This is a genomic window from Candidatus Megaera venefica, assembly GCF_034554655.1.
Lineage (GTDB): Bacteria > Pseudomonadota > Alphaproteobacteria > Rickettsiales > Rickettsiaceae > Megaera_A > Megaera_A venefica.
Window position 1 is genome coordinate 1 of record NZ_JARJFB010000010.1, and the last position, 21,277, is coordinate 21,277.

Annotated in this window: 18 protein-coding genes; 9 read left to right on the plus strand and 9 right to left on the minus strand. The window is 36.4% G+C overall.

Features of this window, described 5'->3' with window-relative positions:
• Positions 1–296: 296 nt before the first annotated feature.
• From Megvenef_RS01290 to thrS, 3 genes are read right to left on the minus strand one after another with little or no spacing between them, the layout of a single operon-like run.
• On the minus strand, positions 297–1,031 hold the full coding sequence (locus Megvenef_RS01290; RefSeq protein ID WP_322776198.1) for a hypothetical protein: 735 nt from the start codon (positions 1,029–1,031) through the stop codon (positions 297–299).
• A gap of 51 nt (positions 1,032–1,082) precedes the next feature.
• The gene (gene infC, locus Megvenef_RS01295; protein ID WP_322776214.1) at positions 1,083–1,640 is read right to left on the minus strand and encodes a translation initiation factor IF-3; all 558 of its coding nucleotides are present in this window, start codon (positions 1,638–1,640) and stop codon (positions 1,083–1,085) included.
• A gap of 17 nt (positions 1,641–1,657) precedes the next feature.
• Complete coding sequence (gene thrS, locus Megvenef_RS01300) at positions 1,658–3,568, minus strand: threonine--tRNA ligase (RefSeq protein WP_322776199.1); 1,911 nt, start codon at positions 3,566–3,568, stop codon at positions 1,658–1,660.
• 83 nt (positions 3,569–3,651) lie between these two features.
• Between thrS and Megvenef_RS01305 the strand changes: the two genes are divergently transcribed.
• From Megvenef_RS01305 to Megvenef_RS01330, 6 genes are all read left to right on the plus strand, one after another.
• Positions 3,652–4,935 (plus strand): bifunctional folylpolyglutamate synthase/dihydrofolate synthase, encoded by a 1,284-nt coding sequence (locus Megvenef_RS01305; protein ID WP_322776200.1) that lies wholly within the window; start codon positions 3,652–3,654, stop codon positions 4,933–4,935.
• 150 nt (positions 4,936–5,085) lie between these two features.
• Positions 5,086–5,457, plus strand: coding sequence for a TrbC/VirB2 family type IV secretion system protein (locus Megvenef_RS01310; RefSeq protein ID WP_322776201.1), 372 nt, complete (start codon positions 5,086–5,088; stop codon positions 5,455–5,457).
• A gap of 244 nt (positions 5,458–5,701) precedes the next feature.
• Positions 5,702–6,718 (plus strand): efflux RND transporter periplasmic adaptor subunit, encoded by a 1,017-nt coding sequence (locus Megvenef_RS01315; RefSeq protein WP_322776202.1) that lies wholly within the window; start codon positions 5,702–5,704, stop codon positions 6,716–6,718.
• An 11-nt stretch (positions 6,719–6,729) separates the two neighbouring features.
• The gene (locus tag Megvenef_RS01320) at positions 6,730–9,777 is read left to right on the plus strand and encodes an efflux RND transporter permease subunit (protein ID WP_322776203.1); all 3,048 of its coding nucleotides are present in this window, start codon (positions 6,730–6,732) and stop codon (positions 9,775–9,777) included.
• A gap of 229 nt (positions 9,778–10,006) precedes the next feature.
• On the plus strand, positions 10,007–10,477 hold the full coding sequence (ruvC, locus tag Megvenef_RS01325) for a crossover junction endodeoxyribonuclease RuvC (RefSeq protein ID WP_322776204.1): 471 nt from the start codon (positions 10,007–10,009) through the stop codon (positions 10,475–10,477).
• A gap of 327 nt (positions 10,478–10,804) precedes the next feature.
• On the plus strand, positions 10,805–12,634 hold the full coding sequence (locus Megvenef_RS01330) for an autotransporter outer membrane beta-barrel domain-containing protein (RefSeq protein WP_322776205.1): 1,830 nt from the start codon (positions 10,805–10,807) through the stop codon (positions 12,632–12,634).
• Positions 12,635–12,802: 168 nt separating this feature from the next.
• On the opposite strand, the gene Megvenef_RS01335 is transcribed toward Megvenef_RS01330, so the two are convergent.
• The 5 genes from Megvenef_RS01335 to Megvenef_RS01355 all read right to left on the minus strand — a co-directional run bounded on the left by Megvenef_RS01335 (position 12,803) and on the right by Megvenef_RS01355 (position 17,875).
• On the minus strand, positions 12,803–12,940 hold the full coding sequence (locus Megvenef_RS01335) for a hypothetical protein (protein ID WP_322776206.1): 138 nt from the start codon (positions 12,938–12,940) through the stop codon (positions 12,803–12,805).
• Between the two features lie 201 nt (positions 12,941–13,141).
• A complete protein-coding gene (locus tag Megvenef_RS01340) occupies positions 13,142–14,071 on the minus strand; it encodes an L-threonylcarbamoyladenylate synthase (RefSeq protein ID WP_322776207.1) in 930 nt (309 codons plus the stop codon).
• 21 nt (positions 14,072–14,092) lie between these two features.
• Entirely contained in the window at positions 14,093–14,854 is a 762-nt protein-coding gene (locus Megvenef_RS01345; RefSeq protein WP_322776208.1) for a hypothetical protein, read from the minus strand.
• A 130-nt stretch (positions 14,855–14,984) separates the two neighbouring features.
• Positions 14,985–17,009 carry a glycine--tRNA ligase subunit beta gene (glyS, locus tag Megvenef_RS01350; RefSeq protein WP_322776209.1) on the minus strand — a complete coding sequence of 675 codons (2,025 nt, stop codon included), beginning with the start codon at positions 17,007–17,009 and terminating at the stop codon, positions 14,985–14,987.
• Positions 17,006–17,875: a glycine--tRNA ligase subunit alpha gene (locus Megvenef_RS01355; RefSeq protein ID WP_322776210.1), complete on the minus strand. Its 870-nt coding sequence runs from the start codon at positions 17,873–17,875 to the stop codon at positions 17,006–17,008. Before Megvenef_RS01355 ends, glyS begins: the two co-directional genes overlap by 4 nt.
• A 541-nt stretch (positions 17,876–18,416) precedes the next feature.
• On the opposite strand from Megvenef_RS01355, the gene Megvenef_RS01360 reads away from it, so the two are divergent.
• Both Megvenef_RS01360 and Megvenef_RS01365 read left to right on the plus strand, forming a co-directional pair.
• Positions 18,417–18,698, plus strand: coding sequence for a YerC/YecD family TrpR-related protein (locus tag Megvenef_RS01360; RefSeq protein ID WP_322776211.1), 282 nt, complete (start codon positions 18,417–18,419; stop codon positions 18,696–18,698).
• 2 nt (positions 18,699–18,700) lie between these two features.
• Positions 18,701–19,675, plus strand: coding sequence for an ABC transporter substrate-binding protein (locus Megvenef_RS01365; protein WP_322776212.1), 975 nt, complete (start codon positions 18,701–18,703; stop codon positions 19,673–19,675).
• A gap of 64 nt (positions 19,676–19,739) precedes the next feature.
• Here the strand turns inward: Megvenef_RS01365 and Megvenef_RS01370 are convergent, their stop codons facing one another.
• The gene (locus Megvenef_RS01370; protein ID WP_322776213.1) at positions 19,740–20,705 is read right to left on the minus strand and encodes an alpha/beta hydrolase; all 966 of its coding nucleotides are present in this window, start codon (positions 20,703–20,705) and stop codon (positions 19,740–19,742) included.
• Positions 20,706–20,949: 244 nt separating this feature from the next.
• Between Megvenef_RS01370 and Megvenef_RS01375 the strand changes: the two genes are divergently transcribed.
• On the plus strand, positions 20,950–21,277 hold a 328-nt coding region (locus Megvenef_RS01375; protein WP_322776028.1), incomplete at its 3' end, for a transposase.

Below are 21,277 nucleotides of genomic sequence, written 5' to 3' on the forward strand. Positions count from 1 at the left end.
AAAAAATGAATGTGCGGTGATTTATTTTTGAAATTCTTGAAATTATATCAAAAATTTAGAGTTTTGACGGAGAGACTATCTAACCTAAACTATGGGATTGTACCTTGTTGGGCTTCGCATGTCTTTGGCCCAAGATCCTCTAAAACCTAGTCATCCTGGACTTGATTCAGGATCTTCTTTCTTGGTGCCTGAGATCCTGAATCAAGTTCAGGATGACGGAGCTTTGCCCTGATTTTTACTTAAAAATATTCACTTATTACATCGAACTGAGGTTATTCATAGTTCAGGTTAATGCATTAGTCAAAGGCAGCATAAAGATCACCGGCAATCTTTGTAATTCCTTCTTCGTCACAATAATCATTGTATGTATTATAAATAAAATCCCAGGTTTCCCTTGGCGCAATTTCAATAGATAATAAACTTTCTTCAAAACCAAGATTTGCTAAAAAATCCTTTAATGATTCTTGTTTATCAATTAAAATTTGCTCTTCAGAAGGAAGATTATGCTTTTGTTGCTTAGCATACTGAATCATTTTGTCAAACTGGTCACCATAAATTTTTGTGACTTTTTCTAAACTCAATGTCTCTAACGCAATCTGTTTTTCAAGCGTTTTGGTATAAAGTTTACTAAATTGATCAAACGGCATTAAATAATCTCGAGTATTTTGTGCATCAACCTTTAGTGCTTTACTATTCCTCTCATCTAACCTATCTACAAGCCCTTCAATCGGACAAAACATCAGCGCTTTTTTTACAGAAATATCTTCTATTCCTCTTGCGGTCATACATTTGGAAAGATTTGACGGATGAAAAAGATGCAAAATAACCTGCTTCCCTTTTAAAACATGATCTATTGCATTATTAATCATTACAAGCTCCATTTCTGGAGTTGCAGGAGTAGTTGGATTACGCATTAGATCGAGATCTTCTTCAATAAGATTTGGATTTAATTTCATTAAGGATTTAGCTACAGATGATTTTCCTGAGGTTGAGGTGCCATTGATGACTAAAATATTTGTTTTAACCTTCATAGAATTAGGCCTTTCCTGTTAATATTTTATATCCATACAGCTTGTATACGCTTATTCTGCTATAGACTGCGAGCTAAGCACCATAACGATCTGTTTCCCTTCCATCTTTGCCTCAGATTCAATTTTAGCAATGGCGCCTAAATTTTCTATAATTTTATCAAAAAGCTCTTTGCCTTTATCTCTGTGAACAATCTCTCTTCCTTTGAACCACAAAGAGATTTTTACTTTATCTCCATCTTCAAGAAACTGTCTGATTTTTCTCAATTTAACATCTAAGTCGCCCTGACCAATATTTACTTTGAATTTCATTTCTTTTAAAGAAACTTTTTTTTGCTTCTTTTTCGATTCTTGCTGCCTCTTTTTGGCATCATATTTAAATCTACTAAAATCAAGTATTTTACAAACAGGGGGCTCAGCATTTGGAGAAATTTCTACAAGATCAAGACCTGCATCAGCGGCTATCTGCATCGCTTTTTGCAAAGTAACAACACCCATCATTTCGCCTTCAGCGTCAACCAACCGAACTTCTGCCGCCTTAATTTCCTTATTCGCTTTAGGAAATTTACTTTTTTTAATCTCAGTTATAAGAACTTCTCCACAAAATTTAATAAATTATACTTAGTAATCTAACCAAAATACTTCTTATTATCTGTTAAAACCAGAGCAATCAACTCATCTACACTAATTGTTTTTTGCTCGTCAGAACCAAGATATCTCAGCGTAACGGTTTCACTTTCTTGCTCTTTTTTACCTACAACAGCAATAATCGGCACTTTCAAGTTAGAAAAATTTCGTATTTTATAATTCACTTTTTCCCTTGAAATGTCAAGCTCAGATCTAATCCCAGCATCAATAAGTTTGGCATTCAATGAACTTAAGTAATCATCCTGATCATTGGTTATACCGACGAGTGCGATCTGAGTAGGAGCAAGCCAAAGTGGAAATTTTCCAGCATATTCTTCTATTAAAATTCCGATGAATCTCTCAAAAGTACCAATGATTGCTCTATGTAGCATAACTGGTCTCTTTTTTTCCCCTCCCGGAGCAACGTATTCAGCAGATAGCCTCTCAGGAAGAACAAAATCTACCTGAAAAGTACCGCATTGCCAATCCCTACCGACCGCATCAGTCAGAACAAACTCAAGCTTCGGACCATAGAACGCCCCCTCGCCTGGGTTCATTTCATACTCAAGCCCAGCCTCTTCAACAGCCGCCTTTAGAGATGATTCAGCCTTATCCCAAACAGAGTCTTCACCAGCTCTCACATCTGGTCTATCAGAAAACTTGACTTTGATTTTTAAAAAACCAAAATCTTTATAAACTTCAAGTAAAGATTTACAAAACTCTACCGTTTCTGCATTTATTTGATCTTCACTGCAAAAAATATGCCCATCATCTTGAACAAAATTCCTTACACGTAACAATCCATGCAAGCCACCAGAGGATTCGTTACGATGACAACAACCAAATTCTGCCATACGAATTGGTAGGTCTCTATAACTTTTTGTACCCTGGTTAAAGATCTGAATATGGCACGGACAACTCATAGGCTTTAGAGCATAAGTCCTATCTTCAGTTTCAACTGTAAACATATCTTCTCTGAATTTTTCCCAGTGACCGGATGCTTCCCAAAGCTTTCTATCTACCATTAGAGGTGTTTTAACTTCTATATAGTTGGCCTTTTGTAATTTCCTCCTTATATAGCTTTCAATGGTGCGATACAGATTCCATCCTTTTTCATGCCAGAATACCATACCTTGAGCTTCTTCTTGAAAATGGAATAGATTAAGCTCTCGCCCAAGCTTCCTATGGTCTCTTTTTTCAGCCTCTTCTAGCCTATATAAATGTTCGTCAAGCTGTTCTTTTGTCGCCCAAGCTGTACCGTATATACGCTGCAACATTTCGTTATTACTGTCACCTCGCCAATAAGCTCCAGCTACTTTCATTAACTTAAAATGCTTAATTCTTCCAGTTGATGGACAATGTGGCCCTCGGCACAAATCAACAAAATTGCCTTGACGATATAAGGTAATAGTCTGGTCTTCCGGTATCGAGGCAATAATTTCTGCTTTATAATGCTCGCCCATTTGCTTGAACATCTTAATAGCTTGTTCCCTAGAACACTCTTCTCTGTTAAAGCTTTCATTGCGTTTTACAATCTCGTGCATCTTGAGTTCAATCTTTGCAAGATCATCTGTTGTAAATGGAACGCTTCTAGCGAAATCGTAATAAAAACCATCTTTTATTGCTGGCCCAATTGTTACTTGTATGTCAGGAAAAAGTTCTTTTGCAGCTTCTGCAATAATATGAGCGGCATCATGCCTTATAATTTCCAAAGCTTCTGGATCATTTTCTGTAAGTATTCTTAATACGCAATCTTTATGTATTGGCAGAGATAAATCTTTAAGCTCTCCATCAACCGATACCACCATGGCAGATTTTGCCAGTGATTTTGAAATAGAAGAAGCAATTTCAGCTCCGGTTATACCCTTATGAAACTGCTTCTTAGAACCATCAGGAAATGTTATATTAATCATGCTATTGTAATTATGAGTTTTAACTTGATATATTTAGTAGATTTTATATCCTTTTGTCAATCAATAACATCTTTTACACTACTATGGTTAATATTCCTCATTGGCCTCCAGTTCCTATATGGAAAATACCGGGTAAGTTTAACTTAAGCGGTAGTTTCCGCTTGCTTGGAGCCCTTGGCAACCCACAAAATTTACTCCCACCAACTATTCATGTTGCTGGCACAAATGGAAAAGGTTCCACAGTAGCTATGCTAAAAAGTATTTTTATCCAGGCCGGCTATTCTGTGCATACTTACACCTCTCCTCATCTTCTTCAGTTCAATGAGAGAATTAACCTTGCTGGCAAACCTATATCTGACGATCAACTAAATTTCTTCCTTGAACGAACCAAGCTTGCTGCGGAAAAAGAAAATATTCAACCTACTTTTTTTGAAGGTACTACAGCAGCTGCATTTCTAGCTTTTGCCGAGACAAAGGCAGATATATTACTTTTAGAAACTGGCCTTGGTGGAAGGCTTGATTGCACAAATGTCATTTCATCGCCACTTGCTACAATAATTACCCCAATTTCTTTTGATCACACCGAATTTCTTGGTAAAGATATCAAACAGATAGCAAGTGAAAAAGCAGGAATTATAAAAACAAATGTACCTTGTATTATTGGACCTCAAACACCCGAAGTATACGAAGTTCTTCTTTCCACATGTGAAGAAAGAGCTGCACCTTCTTTTTGCTATGAATATGACTATTGCTCTGAAAAAACAGATACTGGTTTCAGATATTTATCCCGAAAATATAATCTTGACCTTCCATACCCTAGTTTACTTGGTGATCATCAAATACGGAGTGCAGCAACGGTTATAGCTGCTACAATGCTTGTAAATAAAGAATTTCAAATTACTGCGCCCCAAATCGCTAAAGGCTTAACTTCAACAAACTGGCCGGGCAGGATTGAGCGAATACCAAATGAAAAAACAAAAAAACTCACTGGCCGCAAAGACATTCAAATATATCTAGATGGAGCACATAACGATTCTGGAGCTCTTAGCCTGTCGCACTGGGCCTCGGAAAATTTGCAGGGACCAATATATCTGATACTAGGTATGACCAGAAAAAGAAATGCCGCAACGTTTTGCGTTCATTTCAAAGATATCGTACAAGGTGGAATTGCAGTAAACGTTGAGTCCGAACCATCCAGTTATAGTGCAAGTATACTAGCAGACAAAGCCAGCAAAAGTGGAATTAAGTTTACCTGTGCAGATTCTATTAAGGACGCTATCGAGATTATAATTAACAAAAGTAATATTCCTTCAACAATTATAATTACTGGATCGCTCTTTCTTATCTCTGATTTCCTCAAGTTGTAATACTAAAAACATAAAAAACACACAATTGATCATTATTCAGCAAATCATATTTTAATTTTTGTGTAAAATGCTTGACCCTAATAGAAGTAAATATATAAACTCAATCTTGTGTTTAATTCTTATTTAATAATTATTTCGAGGTGTACTAAGATGAATTCCACAAAATTTCAAATTGAACTTAATGCTGACCTTGTATGGCGTTTGGTTTTGCTATTCGCTGCAATTTGCGTAATCCTTACTTCTGCAGAGGCCGCATTTGCAGCCGCTGCTCCTGCAGCTGAAGACAACGACGTGGTCGGACAAACACTATGTAGATTAGTAGCTAACCTTTCTGGTGGTATAGCAAGAGGTATAGCAACAATTGCTATATTCTCAGTTGGAGTTGGTTTATTCCTTGGTAAACTTAATTGGGGTATTGCTGCTGCAACTGCTGCTGGTGTTGGTATAATATTCAGTGCACCAAGATTAGTTGCTTTCTTAAGCGGAGATGCTGACAACGCAACTTGTGATGTAGGTGACTAAAACCTTCGTGTTTGTAGATTAAGTAAAGTTTTTCTTTATCAAAATTATAGGCGGCTTTTTGTAAAGCCGCCTATTTTTTTGCTTACAGATTTTTAGTTTTACTGGTTTTTGGTAATCATCCACTGTACAATGAGTATTCATTAAAATTTTTTTAATACCCTAAAATTATCTTATGTTAAGAATTTTATTTAGAAATTTATTGTACACTTTGAAAATAGGATTTCGAAAGAAGTTTATTTTTATAATGCTGGTGCCCCTAGTTTATTTGCCAACACTGGCTTATGCATCTTTTCAAGATGCCGTAGATATTGAAATAACAAAAGTTCAGTACCACGATTTTTATGAAAGATTTGTAGTTGTCGGCCAGTCAAGAGCAGAAAATAGTAAAACATATTACGCTAAGACCGCAGGAACTATTGATTCAATAGCAATCACCCAAGGCCAAGAAGTAAAGAAAGGCGACGTGTTACTTACTATCGATTTGGAAATTGCCGAGGCCACAAAAACTAAAGCTGAGGCATCTTTTGAATCAGCTAAAAGTACCTATGACAGGGATTTTTCACTCTGGAAAAAGAAAATTATAAGTAAAGAAGTGCTGGATAAATCGAAAGTAGCTTTAGAAACAGCTAAAGCCGATTTGGCAACTGAAAATGAAAAATATCAGAATATGATAATTAAAGCGCCTTTTGATGGTTCTATTGGGGTAGTTCCTACACAAGTGGGCAATGATACAAAGGTGGGAGATTATCTTTTTACTATAATTGCTGTGGGTGAAAAAATTATATTTGTTGAACTTCCAGAATCACTTAACGGAAAAATCAATAAAAATTCTGACGTTTCAGTGAGAGACCTTACTGGTAATAAAGTGCTTGGCAAAGTCACTGCTATCTCAAATTATTTGAATGACAATGGAACCATTACGGCAAAGCTATCTTTTCCACCTAATACTAAAATACTACATGGTAGTTATGTAGAAACTGAGATCATTTTTGATCGTCATAAAGGCCTTGCCCTTCCTGAAAAAGTTGTACTTAAGAATAATAAAGGCAATTTTGTTTATAAAATAGATAAAGATAATAAAGTTAAACAAATTTATATAATAACAAAAACTAGGTCTGATGATTTGATTGAAATATCCTCTGAGGAGCTTCAAGCTGGTGATCCTATTGTCCTTGAAGGATTAACTAAAATATATGACGGTGCTTTGGTACGCTTAATTGAAAAAGCTCCCCAGAATCAAGGTAAAGAACAAGTAAAGTGAAATAAAAAGCTATGCAGTTACCTGAAATTTGTATTAGAAGGCCAGTTTTTACTACAGTCTTGAGCTTGATAATTTTGTCATTAGGGGCAATCTTTTTTACTAAATTACAAGTAAGAGGAACTCCTAACATTAATCCACCACTAATCACCGTCCGCACTGAATATCCAGGTGCCGATGCTTTATATATGGAACGCCAAATTACTCAACGCATAGAAAAGGCACTTAAAACCGTAAAAAACCTTGAATCGATTTCTTCTACAAGCGCTGTTGGTGAAAGCAATATTATGCTGGCCTTTGACCTTGAAGCTGATATTGAAATAGCTCTTAATGATGTTCGCTCGATGATCTCTGACCTTGGTCAAATTTTTCCTGATGATATGAAGATGCCTTCAGTTGCAAAAATGGACTCAGACGCTTGGCCTAGCCTATGGATCAGTATAAATAGTTCACGACATGATGAGTTAGAGTTAACAAGAATTTCTGATAATGAAATAAAATCTGTTTTAGAAAAGTTGCCAACAGTTGGTAATTCAAGGATCTTTGGTGCTAAATACTACAGCATGCGTATTGAACCACTTAATACTAAGATGTTTCAGCATAAATTATCGCCTTTAGACTTGGAGATAGCTATTCGCGAGCAGAACAAAGATTATCCAGCCGGATCGATTAAAACCGATGTACGAAATTTTTCTTTAAAACTTAATGCAACCCTTAACTCTCCAGAAGAATTCGAGAATATAATTGTCAAAAAATATCCTGATGGAACCATAATAAAACTCAAAAATATTGCAAATGTTAGACTTGAGCCTGTTGAAAATGATGTAATCTTGCGCTATAACGGTAAACAATCCTTAGCTGTTGGGTTAATAAAACAATCAACGGCTAATATTATCGAGCTCTCTGATTCAGTAAGAGCAGAGCTGCCAAAAATCAGAAAAAATCTTCCTGCTGGCATAAAAATCGAAGTTGCTTACGATGCAGCAATACCTGTCAAAGCTTCAATCAGCTCAGTTTATCACACAATTTTTGAGGCAATTGCCCTTGTTGCAGCAGTCATATATTTATTCTTAGGATCAGCAAGAATAACGCTAATTCCACTAGTAACTATACCAATTTCATTAATTGGTACATTTTCAGCAATGTATATGCTGGGTTTTACAATAAATACATTTACTCTCCTTGCTATGATACTTGCAATTGGCTTGGTGGTTGATGATGCAATCGTTATGCTTGAAAACATATTCAGACATAATCATGAATTAGGAAAAACACCAATACAGGCAGCATTTGATGCTTCTAAGGAAATTGGCTTTGCTGTGGTTGCTATGACGATCACTTTGGCATCAGTATTTCTACCGATTGGTTTTATTGAAGGATTTTTAGGAAAACTATTTATTGAATTTGCTTGGACTCTTGCTTTTTGCGTCCTCTTTTCAGGATTTGTGGCATTAACTTTAACACCTATGATGTCCAGTCGGATGATAACAACTAATAATAGTAAGCCTCAATTTTTACAAAAATTTGACTATTATTTGTTAAAAGTACAGCAAAAATATATCCATTATCTTGAACTAGCTCTTGATAACAAAAAGAAATTCTATTCTATTTGTCTTGCTTCAGTGATAGTACTGATCCTTAGCTTCATTAACGTCAACAAAACTTTTGTACCTGATGAAGATCAGGGGTTCTTACAAGTCTTTTTTACTGGGCCAGAAGGCTCTAGCGTATCTTCTTCTCTTAAAACAGTTTTAGCTGCAGAAGAAGTGTTAAACAACACCCCATCTGTTCTAGGGTATTTTGATGTTATTGGATGGGGTGGCGGTGATAGCGCTATGGCCTTCGTTCCTTTAAAAGACTGGAAAGAAAGAAATGAGTCTCAAGCCCAGATACAGCAAGAATTGAATCAAAAGTTTTCAAAAATTCCTGGCATGTCTATATTTGCTGTTAGTCCGCCATCGATAGGTGGTGGCGGTGGCAACAAAGTAATTGAATTTAATATTCAATCTTCACTTGAATACTCTGACCTTGATACTATTTCACAATTGTTTCTGGATAAAATGAATAAGAACCCAATTTTTGTAGGTTCAGAGCGAGACTTTAAAGCATCAACCCCTACCTTAGATATTATAGTCAACAGGGAAAAAGCCTACAGATATGGTGTTAATATTGAGACAATCGGCAAAACTATACAATATTTAATAGCTGGACGACAAGTCGGTGACTTTAGGATGGGAACTGATATTTACGACGTTATAATTGGCTATAATATAGAAAATAAAAGCAGTCCAACAGATATAAAAAAGATATTTGTAAAAAATGACGAAAACAATATATTGCCACTTGAATCTGTTGCTGATGTTAAAGAGACAATCAGTGTAAAAGAATATAGTCATTATAATAATTCAAGATCTATAAAAATCAGCGCCGACCTTGCTCCAGGCAAAAGCCTTAATGATGCAGTTAAAGTAATCGAAGAAATAGCAAAAGAAATTATAGATACAAATAAATCGAAACTAGAGTATCTGGGTCAAATTAAACAAATGGAAGAATCGAGCGGCGATACACTTATTACGTTCTTATTTGCTCTCTTGTTTATATTCTTGGTACTATCCGCTCAATTTGAGAGCTTTGGTGATTCGTTGTTAATCTTAATGGCAGTTCCGTTTTCTATAACTGGTGGAGTCGTTGCACTCCTTCTCTTTAATGATACTATAAATATGTACAGTAATATTGGTTTAGTTACGCTCATTGGCCTAGTTACCAAAAATTCTATTATGCTAGTTGAATTTACCAATCAACTTCGTCATGAAGGAAGAACAATTGCCGAAGCAGTAATTGAATCGTCAAAACTTCGCTTGCGCCCAATTCTGATGACAAGCATTGCAACCATATGCGGGGCTATACCTCTGGTTCTAGCAAGCGGTGCGGGAGCAGCATCTCGCAATTCTATAGGCCTAGTGATTATTGGCGGAATGTTGGTTGGTACTTTATTCACAATTTTTGTAATTCCTGTTTTGTATCAAACATTTAAAAAGGAAGGAAAAGCATTAACCTTCTAAAGAGATATAAAAAATAATAAATTATAATTTTGAAAATTGACGCTATAGTAAACAAGTATCCTAGTAAGAAGAACTTAGCTTGGGCGTAGCAAAGTTATCCTGAACTCGATTCAGGACGACTCGTTTTTCTATATTATTATGGTTATGGCCACACTCTTATCTAGATTGGTTGCTATAAAGTTTTATATCAGAATAAATACACTAAATTGTACAAAATTAAGAGTAACTAATGAGAATTCTTGGTATTGATCCTGCGCTAACTTGCCTTGGCTGGGGAATGATTCGTTTTAATTCACCTAAAATATACTACATAGCTAGCGGCGTTGTAAAGACTAGTGTTAAAACTCCTATTCATACCAGACTTGCGCAGCTAGTCAGCTCCATTGAGCAAGTAATTGAACTCCATAAACCAGAAATAATCGCCATGGAAGAAACTTTTGTAAATGTTAATGCAATATCTTCATTAAAACTTGGGTACGTCAGAGGTGCATTAATGTCAGTAATAGGCAAAACTGGGTTGCCTTATTATGAATTCCTCCCTAACAAGATTAAGAAAACAATAGTTGGAGTTGGGCATGCCGAGAAAGAACAAGTTAAGCATATGGTAAAAATCATAATGTCAGGAGATATGGAACACGTAACGCTTGACGAATCTGATGCTTTGGCTATAGCTTATACCTGCCTGGTTTACCAAAAGTAACACAGTTATACCGAGGACTTGAGCCGGATCCCAAGCAACAGAAGAAGATCCTGAATCAAGTTCAGGATAACGGCGCGCATCCCAAATTCCAGTACAAAACTACATGACTCTATATCCTCATCCATAGTTCCGATAAATTAGATAATCGTGATAAAAAAGACACATAACTTGTGGTACATATAGTTTATGAATAGTTAACAAAAAATATACTTTACCCCATGTTAATATTTTTATATGTTAAGTCTCGGACAATTAACCTATCGGATAATTGATCAGCATATAATGCTCACCAAATTCGATTTTTTATAATAAATTAACGAGAAAGTCATGACAAAAAAATTACTTTTAACAACTGCTTTGGTATCAGCACTTTCAGCAACTACTGCTAATGCTACTGATTACATAATTGCATATACAGGCAACAATACTTTTACTATTAATAATACACCCTATGCCAGCTTTGCCACTTTAAACACAGCAATGGAAGCACTAACAGATAACTTGACCGCAGCTGATAAGGTTACAGTTAGACAAAACTCAGGAAAAGCTTTCCTTACTGATCTAATTAGCAATAACGCTCTTCAAAGAGAATTAATTGCGGTTATAGCAGCTGCTGATGCGGAGCTCGACGCAGGGGAAGTTACTCAAGGCTTCAATGAATTACTTGCTGGGCTATCTACCTTATCTTCATCCGAAAGAGATTTATATCTTAACGCAGGAGGTTTTGCACTAGATAATATTGGTGTTGGGGATGAGGATGGTTTATCAGATAATCTTAAAGAGATATTCAGCCAATTTCAATACCTACAACAGGGCGGAGATCCAGCAAATGTTATTGCTCTCTTAGAAACAGAAAGTAGAACTAATGCAAAATTTGCTACAATAGAAACAGCTGTCGCTCAAGATTCTAACGTAAGCCAACTTATTGAGCAAAGAAATGAATTGCGTAAGCTCAAAACTCTTACCACAGAGCAAGCAGCTAAATTAGATTCACTATCTAAACAAGTAGCTTCTCTAAAAGAGTTTGTTGAAGCAAGAAATTCTAAAGAAACTCAGGAAAATCTAAAGCAACATATTACCAAAATCGAAAAACAAGCAGCCGGTAATAAAACTTCAAAAACACAAAGCCTAGCTGAGTTAAATGACTTAAAAAGAGAGATTGACAGATATGTAGTCAGAGATGTTAAGGATGCAACTAAAGTGCCTAATGTACAAAAATCAGATAGCGCTCTTTCAGAAGGTTTAATGAATTCACTAGTAATCTCAAGAGGAGTTGTTGATTCAAGAATTGGTGGATTTTCTGCTGTTTCTGCTGGTGACTTAATGCAAACTTATGGAATCTGGGCTCAAGGTAGCCTATCAAGAGGTACCCAAAAAGCACATGGTAATGCACCTGGATACAAATTGGATCAAAAAGGAGTTACCCTAGGAGCTGATACAGGAGACGAGACTCTCCTTGGTGTGGCATACTCATTTTTTGTAAATGATATAAAAAATAAAGCCAACACTTCTAACAAAGAAGATGTTAAATCTCACATCGTTACTATCTATGGTAAATTTGATGTAACTAATGAAATGTTCGTAAGTGGACAAGGTCAGTATGGTAAATCTAACATTAAGAAAAAAAGAGCTACTGGCGACCTTGCAAACAATATAGCTAGTGCAAAAACTAAAGCTGATTCTATGGCGGCAAAACTTGAAGTCGGCTATGACTATGAAGTGGCTCCACAAGTACATTTAGTTCCTACCGTTGGTGCTTCATATGCTAACATCCAAGTTAAGGGTTATAAAGAAAGTGGTAACGGCCTAAACAGATCAGTTGCAAAAAGAACAACTAACAGAACTTCTGGCTTAGCTGGAATTACTGCAAAATATGTTGCTGACATGGGCGGTTCAATGAAAGTTATTCCTGAAATTCACGCCAACGTGGATTATGCTTTCAACACTAAAAACTCAGCCACTTCAGTTACACTTGTGAATGGTATTGATGCTATTGCTACACCTGCACAAAAAATCTCGAAAGGTTTTTATAACATTGGTGGTTCAGTAAAAGGAATTCAAGCAGATATGTATGAAATTTCTGCTGGATACGATCTTGGTTTAGCTAAAAAATTCCAGTCACATACTGGTACATTAAAACTAAAAGTTAATCTATAGTCCCTAGGCATTAGATTTCGATAAAAAACAGCGTTCATAATTTGGGCGCTGTTTTTTTATATGATATGTCCTCAGATGCAAAAAAGATCGTAGTTTAAGAACGTAAGGCGTAGTCAGGTTATCCTGAACTTGCTTTACGGATCTCGGGCAATGAAAGAAGATCCAGGATCAAACCCTGGATCTGTGTTTTTCTTCTGAATGTACCCTTCGAAGGTTGCTTGTCGTGGCAAGCTTTGTACCTAATTCAACTTGAATGGCTATAATATCCCCTGGATAAAAATCCTTATAAATAGGAAATGCAGTCATACCAGGCTTGATCCGGTATCTTCTTATCTACTACCATCGTGCTGAACTCGATTGGTTTTGTATATCTCTTCGACTCAGCATCTGCTTCTATCTCATGAGATCCTGAAGTAAATTCAGGATGACGGTGCGTACAGCGAGCCCCGGTATAAAAAACCATACGACTTATACATAGTTCAGGTTAACTAGGAAATTTATAGACTACTACTCTGCTGCTCTAGCAAGTCGGTCATTTATGGCAAGGCCTATGCCAATATTTGGAATATCAGCAACTGCAATCGAATCTATATTATTTTTCAGGCAAAATTCATCCAAAACATGTAAATAGTCAAAGAGATTTGCAGCAGCTTCTATTGTGTCTGCACTAAGGCTCAAATTCATTGATCCAACCACGTTAAGTTGGCTGTTACCAAAGTTCAACCCAACTTCTGAACTTCTCAAAGACTCCGCCTTTAGACGCAGCTTGGTTTTAGGTGAGTAATGCTTTAGAAGCATACCTGGAGCTTTTATTTCTGACAATTTTGAAGCAATTTCAACTTTCTTGCCAAGCAATTTTTCTAAAGTACATGGAGTAATAAAGCCAAAACGTAATATGGTGGGAACTGATGAGGTAAGATCGATAATAGTCGATTCAAGGCCATAAGCACTTTGACTATTTGAGGTCAATATAAATATTTCATCCCCAAAATTTTTTTTCACATGTTCATAATTTGTTGAGCTTAAAGTACCAGATTTATTAGCACTCGGCGCTGCAATCGGCCTCCCACTAGCTTTGATCAAACTCAAAGCTACAGAATCAGCTGGAATACGGATTGCTACAGTATTAAGCCCCGCCGTTACGCACTGCGCAAGTTCGGCATTATCTTTTTTCGGGAGAACTAAAGTAAGTGGACCAGGCCAGAGGCTAGCAAGCTTCTCTGCATTGTCATTGAACTGCACTATATTTTTAGCGTCTTGTAATGAGGCTACATGGACTATGAGCGGGTTATTAGATGGCCTACCCTTTGCCTCGAAAATTTTTAAACAGGCAGATTGGCTGCAAGCATCAGCTCCAAGGCCGTAAACAGTTTCCGTAGGAAATGCAACCAGGCCACCGTTTTGAATTATGCTTGCAGCTTTCTTAATATCGTTCATAACATAATGAACAGACAATTATTAAAAATCGTCAGCAACATCATCACCTACCGCGCCTTCACCCATCGCAGGAACAAACCAAGAAATCACTTCTTTATTAATTACTGGATCTTTTAAACTGAATAACATTTGAGCTAGTGTTGCATTATCTTCTTGTGATTCATGAAGCTTAGCAATAGTAGAAAACGCAACATCATCTTCAATATCCTCAGATTTTCTAAGAAAATCAAGCATGAACTTTTTTAAAGTTGGTTTCTCAGCTTGTTTTTTAGCCGATAATTCTTCAGCTTCCCTTCTTGATGCTAACTTTTCAGCTTCTTTTCTAGCTACTAATTCTTCAGCTTCTTTTCTAGCTACTAATTCTTCAGCTTCTCTTCTGGCTACTTCTTCTACAGCTCTTCTTGCTTCTAGCTCTTCGGCTTCTCTTCTGGCTACTTCTTCTACAGCTCTTCTTGCTGCTAGCTCTTCGGCTTCTCTTCTGGCTACTTCTTCTACAGCTCTTCTTGCTGCTAACTCTTCGGCTTCTCTTCTGGCTACTTCTTCTACAGCTCTTCTTGCTTCTAATTCTTCGGCTTCTCTTCTTAGTGCCGACTCATCGGAACTACTAGGCGCTGTCCATGCATGTACCTGAGCAACCATAGCTTCTCCTAGTCCACCATGTTTCTCTACTCCACCTTCTATTTTTTCCGCTTGCACTGCTATAGGTTCTGCCCATTGGCCTAGCTGCTTATTTACAGCGCCGCCCAATCCATGTTTCTTAATACCACCCAACATTTTCTTCATAATCGCTCTCCTTAATAATATATTAATATTTACTCACAATAGTTTGATTTTAGTTTTTTAACAACAATCTTTGTTTATATATAACTAACAACCATTATTGATGGTATTGCAACTAGCCTTCAGTGTCAATCTATAGTTGGTCAAATTTGGCAATCTGATCAAAAATCTGCTTTGCCTTGCTAAGCAATAAAAGACGATTATTGGCCACAATTTGATTATCAACTTTTACCATCACATTATCAAAAAAACTTGATATTGGAGCTCGCATAGCAGCGAGCATCTTTAAGCTCTCAGAGTAGTTTTTTGCCATTATCTCTGCTTTAATTTTTGGCTCATAATCTTGTAAGAAATTATATAGATTTTTTTCATAGTTATTATCAAATAAAGATTCATTGATTTTTTCATTTTTACCAACAAAGCCAGCAACAATATTACTAGCTCTTTTATAGGCAATGATTAAATCAGTATAAGCGTCTTCTTTCACGAATCTTTGCAAGGAATCTAGTTTAATCTTAGTATTAACAAGGCTTGGTTCTTTCTCAAGGTCCAAAACCGCATTAACTAACTCATGAGAATATTCATCTTTGAGAAAGTGACGCATACGATCTTCTAGAAATTCTATTATCTGGCTTGCACTGCAAAGATTAGCATCCTTCTTATAAACACTATAGCCGCTAACCGCTACATCAACTAGCTCTGAAATATTAACAAGTAACTCGTTTTCTAAAACGATCCTAACTATACCAAGTGCTTGTCTTCTAAGCGCAAATGGATCTTTTGAACCACTTGGCTTTTCTCCGGCTAGCATTAAACCACATAGACTATCTATCTTATCAGCCAAAGCCAAAAACGCTGCAATACCGGTTGGACAACTATCACTAGGTCCTTGGGGCTTATAATGATCACGGATAGCAACAGCAACATCTTCATTTAACGATTCATATTTTGCGTAATAATACCCCATTATACCTTGCAAATTTGGAAACTCTCCCACAACTTCAGAGACAATGTCACTCTTACAAACTAAGGCTGCTTTTACGATATCTTCATTATTTGGTAACAAGTATTCAGCAATTTTCGCTACTCGCTGCACCTTATCACCCACAGTACCCAGCTTTGCGTGAAATATAATTTTATCAAGTTTTTGAGATTTTTGGTTTAGCTTAGTTTTCAAATCTTGGTTATAAAAATACAAAGCATCTGACAACCTGGCGGATAAAACCTTTTCATTTCCCTGGACAACTAATTCTGGATTAGTTGCGGCAATATTTGATACAAACAGAAAGTACGGAGCAAAGTCACCTTTTTGATCAAATAGACTAAAATACTTCTGGTGACTCCTCATTGAACTGCTCAACACTTCACTTGGCACAGATAAGAATTTTTGATCTATCGAACCAAGTAAAACTTGGGGATACTCTACAAGCCCAGTCACTTCTTCTAAAAGATCGTTATCTTCCTTTATAACCAAACCCATTTTGGCTGCTATTTTGTTAGATTCTTTGGATATATACACTTTGCGCTCAAAGTGGTCAAGTACCACAAAATTATCAGATAATTTTTGTTTATACTCAGCAAAATTAGTCACTTCAAATGGTTCTGGGCTCATGAATCTGTGGCCAAAACTTTTATTATTTGCTACTAAGTGCCCATATTTAAAATCAAGCGTCTGCCCATCAAATATACACATGATATTTCTAAGTGGACGAACCCACTTTATTTGATAATCACCCCAAAACATTGATTTTGGCCAAACATATGTCGAAATAGGATCCATTAAGGTTTTTTGCAGTATATCTTTTGTTTGCTGCTCGGCTGTCATTTGCTCATATACAAAATACTCTACTCCCTTTATTTCCTGACGAGATAGCAAGCCTTTGCTAATACCATTTGAATGACAAAAACCATGAATTGCATTTTCTGGAGCCGATGTCTTCGGCCCTTTTACTTCCTTTTTACTTGCCGAAATATAAGCCCCAATGCCAGTAACATGAATAGTTAGCCTTCTAGGACCAACATAGGATTTAATACTAGCAAAACTTATTGTTTGCTCTTGAAAATATTTGGCAAAAATTTCTTCATACGCAACAGCCGCCTTTTGCTGCATCGTTGCAGGAATTTCTTCAGAAAATAACTCTAATAATAATTCGCTCATGATTTATCCATTTCTATCCAATTCTCACAAGATAATTTTGCTAAGTGCCTAACTCTTGCTATATACGCTGCACGTTCAGTTACACTAACCACTCCTCTTGCACAAAGTAGGTTAAATAAATGGCTCGCCTTTATACAATATTCATATGCAGGCATAGGTAAGTTTTCCTTGATCAATGCCGAACACTGCTTCTCAGCATCTTCAAAATGGCGAAATAATATTTCAGTGTCTGCTAATTCTAAATTAAATTTTGAAAACTGCTTCTCTGCTTCAAAAGCTACTTGTCCATAAGTCAATGCTTTTTCTCCAGTTTGGCCATTCCAGTCTAAATCCTTAACCGCATCTACTCCTTGAATATACAACGCTAACCTCTCCAAGCCATAAGTTAACTCACCAGCTACTGGCCTGCAATCTATACCACCAATTTGCTGCATATAAGTAAATTGTGATACTTCCATTCCATCGCACCATACTTCCCACCCCAGTCCTGAAGCACCTAGAGTTGGCGATTCCCAGTCATCTTCTACAAAACGAATATCATGTGCTTGCATGTCAATTCCAAGATGCTCTAGGCTTTTTAGGTATAGATCTTGAATGTCATCTGGCGAGGGCTTTAATATAACTTGAAACTGATAATAATGCTGCATTCTATTCGGATGCTGAGCATATCTACTATCAGTTGGTCTTCTAGATGGCTGCACATAAGCTACATTCCATGGCTTAGAACCAAGCGATCTTAAAACAGTTGCTGGGTGAAATGTTCCAGCCCCTACTTCAACATCATAAGGTTGCAAAATGGCACATCCATAATCCTGCCAATAATATTGGAGTTTCAAAATTAATTCTTGGAATGATAATTTTGTCATATCTTCTATGCTTTGGTTTGGTCTATATAAGCAGAGCAGTATAATTGCATTTTCTTTATTTTGCTATAGTAAATTCAGTGCTATTTAATCTGAATGTTAGGCGTAGCTCGAAGATAAATTGAGGTATAAAGCTACCAATTTATTACCGAATAATTTAAAAATTAACTTGTGTTATCTACCAACTTATTGTACCATCTATTTGTATCAGACAATATGGAGTATACTAATGGTTACATTGCTTGGGCTTGTGAGTATTTTTGTTGCTTTCTGTTCTTATATTGTCCTTTCGGTAAGAAACAATTCTTAAGGCCAACTTCTGCTTTATAGATTTCTAGACATAGTAGTGCCTCTCCATTAACAGGTCTTATTACCTGTAATTCTTATATCCCTAGCATTCCTACATATTACTTATCCAAAACAAACATAGTTCGTATTTTTCTAACCTAAACTCTCATTTCTCTACAATAATAATAAATCCTATTGACATTGTACTGTTGTATTACTATGCTAGTACAATAGCACAAAACAAGGTAGGTAGACAATGCATAAACACGCAGCAGTGGATTTATTAGAAGTAATTCTAATTATAAAAACGAAAGAAGAGCTAAATGCCTTTTTAAAGGATCTATGTACTCCTGCTGAATTAAGGTCGCTAGAAGAAAGGTGGAAAGTTTGTCAGCTATTAGCAAAAGAAACTTTGTCTTATAGAGAAATACATGCAATCACTGGGGCAAGCTTAACCACGATAGGAAGAGTGGCTAGGTTCTTGAAAGAAGAAAAATATGGCGGATATAAAAATATTTTAAATAAACTCGGAGAATAAAAATGGTTAAAACTTTTATTTGGTTAATTGCAATTTTTTTAAGTTCATTATCAATTGCAGATGCTAAAGATACTGCAAAGACTGTGAAGAAGGTCTATATCAACCAATTAGTTCAACACCCAGCGCTTGACATGACTACAAAAGGAATTATTGATGGCCTTGCTGAGTTGGGATATATAAATGGTAAAAATTTAGACTTGAAAATACACAATGCTCAAGGTGACACAATATTAGCAAATCAGATATCAGCAAGACTTGTTAGCCTAAACCCAGATGTGGTTGTTGGCAACCCCACAATCACAGCACAGTCCTTTGTTAAATATGCAAAAGAGGGAAAAGTAAAATTAGTTTTTACTTCTGTTACTGACCCAGTAGGAGCAAAAATAGTGAACAGGCTTGACCAGCCGGGCGACAATGTTACCGGTGTATCAAACTTTGTTGCTCTTGAACCCCAAATTGAGATGTTCCAGAAAATAAAGCCAACAATGAAAAAACTAGGGTTTTTATATAATCCTGGAGAGCTAAATTCCATTACTTTACTTAATATGCTAAAAGAAATTTGTCCTAGATATGGGCTAGAAGTGATAGGAATAACTGCTAGCAAAACTTCTGAAGTTTATCAAAGCGCTGTTAAACTTAGCTTGCTTGTTGATGCAATATTTATTAGTAACGATAACATGGCTCTTTCCGCATTAAAAACAATAATAAAAGCGGCGAACGCTCAACAAATACCTGTGTTTGTAAGTGATACTGATATCGTAAAAGATGGCGCTTTAGCTGCGCTTGGTCCAAATCAATACGAAATTGGTAAGCAAACAGCCCGTTTGATTGCAAGAATACTAAACGGAGAAGACATAAACAAAATGAATGTTGAGTTTCCAAAAGGTACAGAATTATTTCTGAATCAAAGCGCGGCAGCTAAACTTGGAATAGTATTTCCAAAAGAACTACTGGCAAAAGCTGACAAGATTATTTAGAATCACATCTCAGTATTTATGGCGCTGTTGCAAATATAAACACGATTTCTATATAATTTTAATCTCATTCCCCGTTTGTAACAGAGCCAAAAATACTACGTAGTTTATCGTTCACACAAGCAATTGCCCCCCTGGCTGCAGGGGTTTCAGTTATAGCATTCAGCATTACAAAGTCATGAATTGTACCTTGAAACCTGATTGCAGTTACGTTAACGCCAGCGTTCATCAATTTACGAGCATATGCTTCCCCTTCATCTCGCAATACGTCGTTCTCACCAGTAATCACCAGCGCAGGAGGTAACCCATTTAGCTGCTCCAAAGAGGCCTGAAGTGGTGATGCTGTAGGTTCATTACGCTTATTCCTATCTGGCAGATAAGCATCCCAAAACCACTTCATAGCTTCTTTAGTAAGGAAATAACCCGTTGCAAACTGATTATAAGAACCAGTATCAAAATTTGCATCTGTAACAGGATATAACAGGATCTGGAAATCGATTTTCGGTCCCTTGCGTTCTTTGGCAAGCAAAGTGACAGCTGCCGTCATATTTCCGCCAACACTATCTCCGCCTATAACAATGCGAGAGATATCCAGGTTAAATAACCCACCATGTTCAGAGATATATTTAGTAGCCCCATATAATTGCTCTATCGCTACAGGATATTGTGCTTCAGGCGATCTGTCATAATTAATAAAGACCACAGCAACATTTGCTCCATGAGCAATTTCGCACATTAGCCTGTAGTGAGTATGTTTATCACCTAATATCCACCCTCCACCATGAAAATATATAAACGCTGGAAGCTTGTCATTGTTAGAGGTGGGTTTGAAAATTCTAATGTTTACTTTCTTATCAGGGCCACAAGGAATATCGTGGTCTTCAATCTCTACCGGAGATATCTTGATATTGCCGCTTTGAGCATTTACCAGAACATTACGCGCATCCTGGATTGAAAGCTTATTGAGAGGCGGCCCGCCTGCTTTAAGCAGTGAGTTTAAAAAAACCTGTGTTACTGGTTCAACATCGCTCATAATCTTTAATGATCAGAATTATTTTTTATAAACTTTTTCAAATTATTCTTTGTTAATCTTTAGCTATATTTAATCTTAGCCGCTTATTCAGTGAATTAATAATTACTTATTTTACCTTTATAGATAGTCCCTCCGTCAAAACTCTCCCCGCCTGAATTAACAAGGGGTTTCATGTCATAAACAGCTTACAAAATCCATAAGAAAATGGTATAATTACCGCATAAAGCTTACGGATTTTAAAATTATGCCTATAGAAAATATTACTTTTCTCCAAAAACAAGAAAGGTTATTTGAAGAGAAATTATCTACAAAACTAAATCCTAAAAACAAGTTATATAAACTAAGGGATTTAGTAAATTGGTCTGAACTTGAAGCCAGAGCATTGCCTAACATTGAAATCAAGCAATTTGGTAGAAATAAGAAAGATCATAGAGTAATGCTAGCACTATCAATGCTTCAAGCTATGTACAACGGTTCTGATTCGTTTACGGAGGAAGAGCTAAAGGAAAATATTTATTGGCAATATTTTTGTGGTTATGAATATTTGCAGCAAGATCTTGATGTGTCTGAAG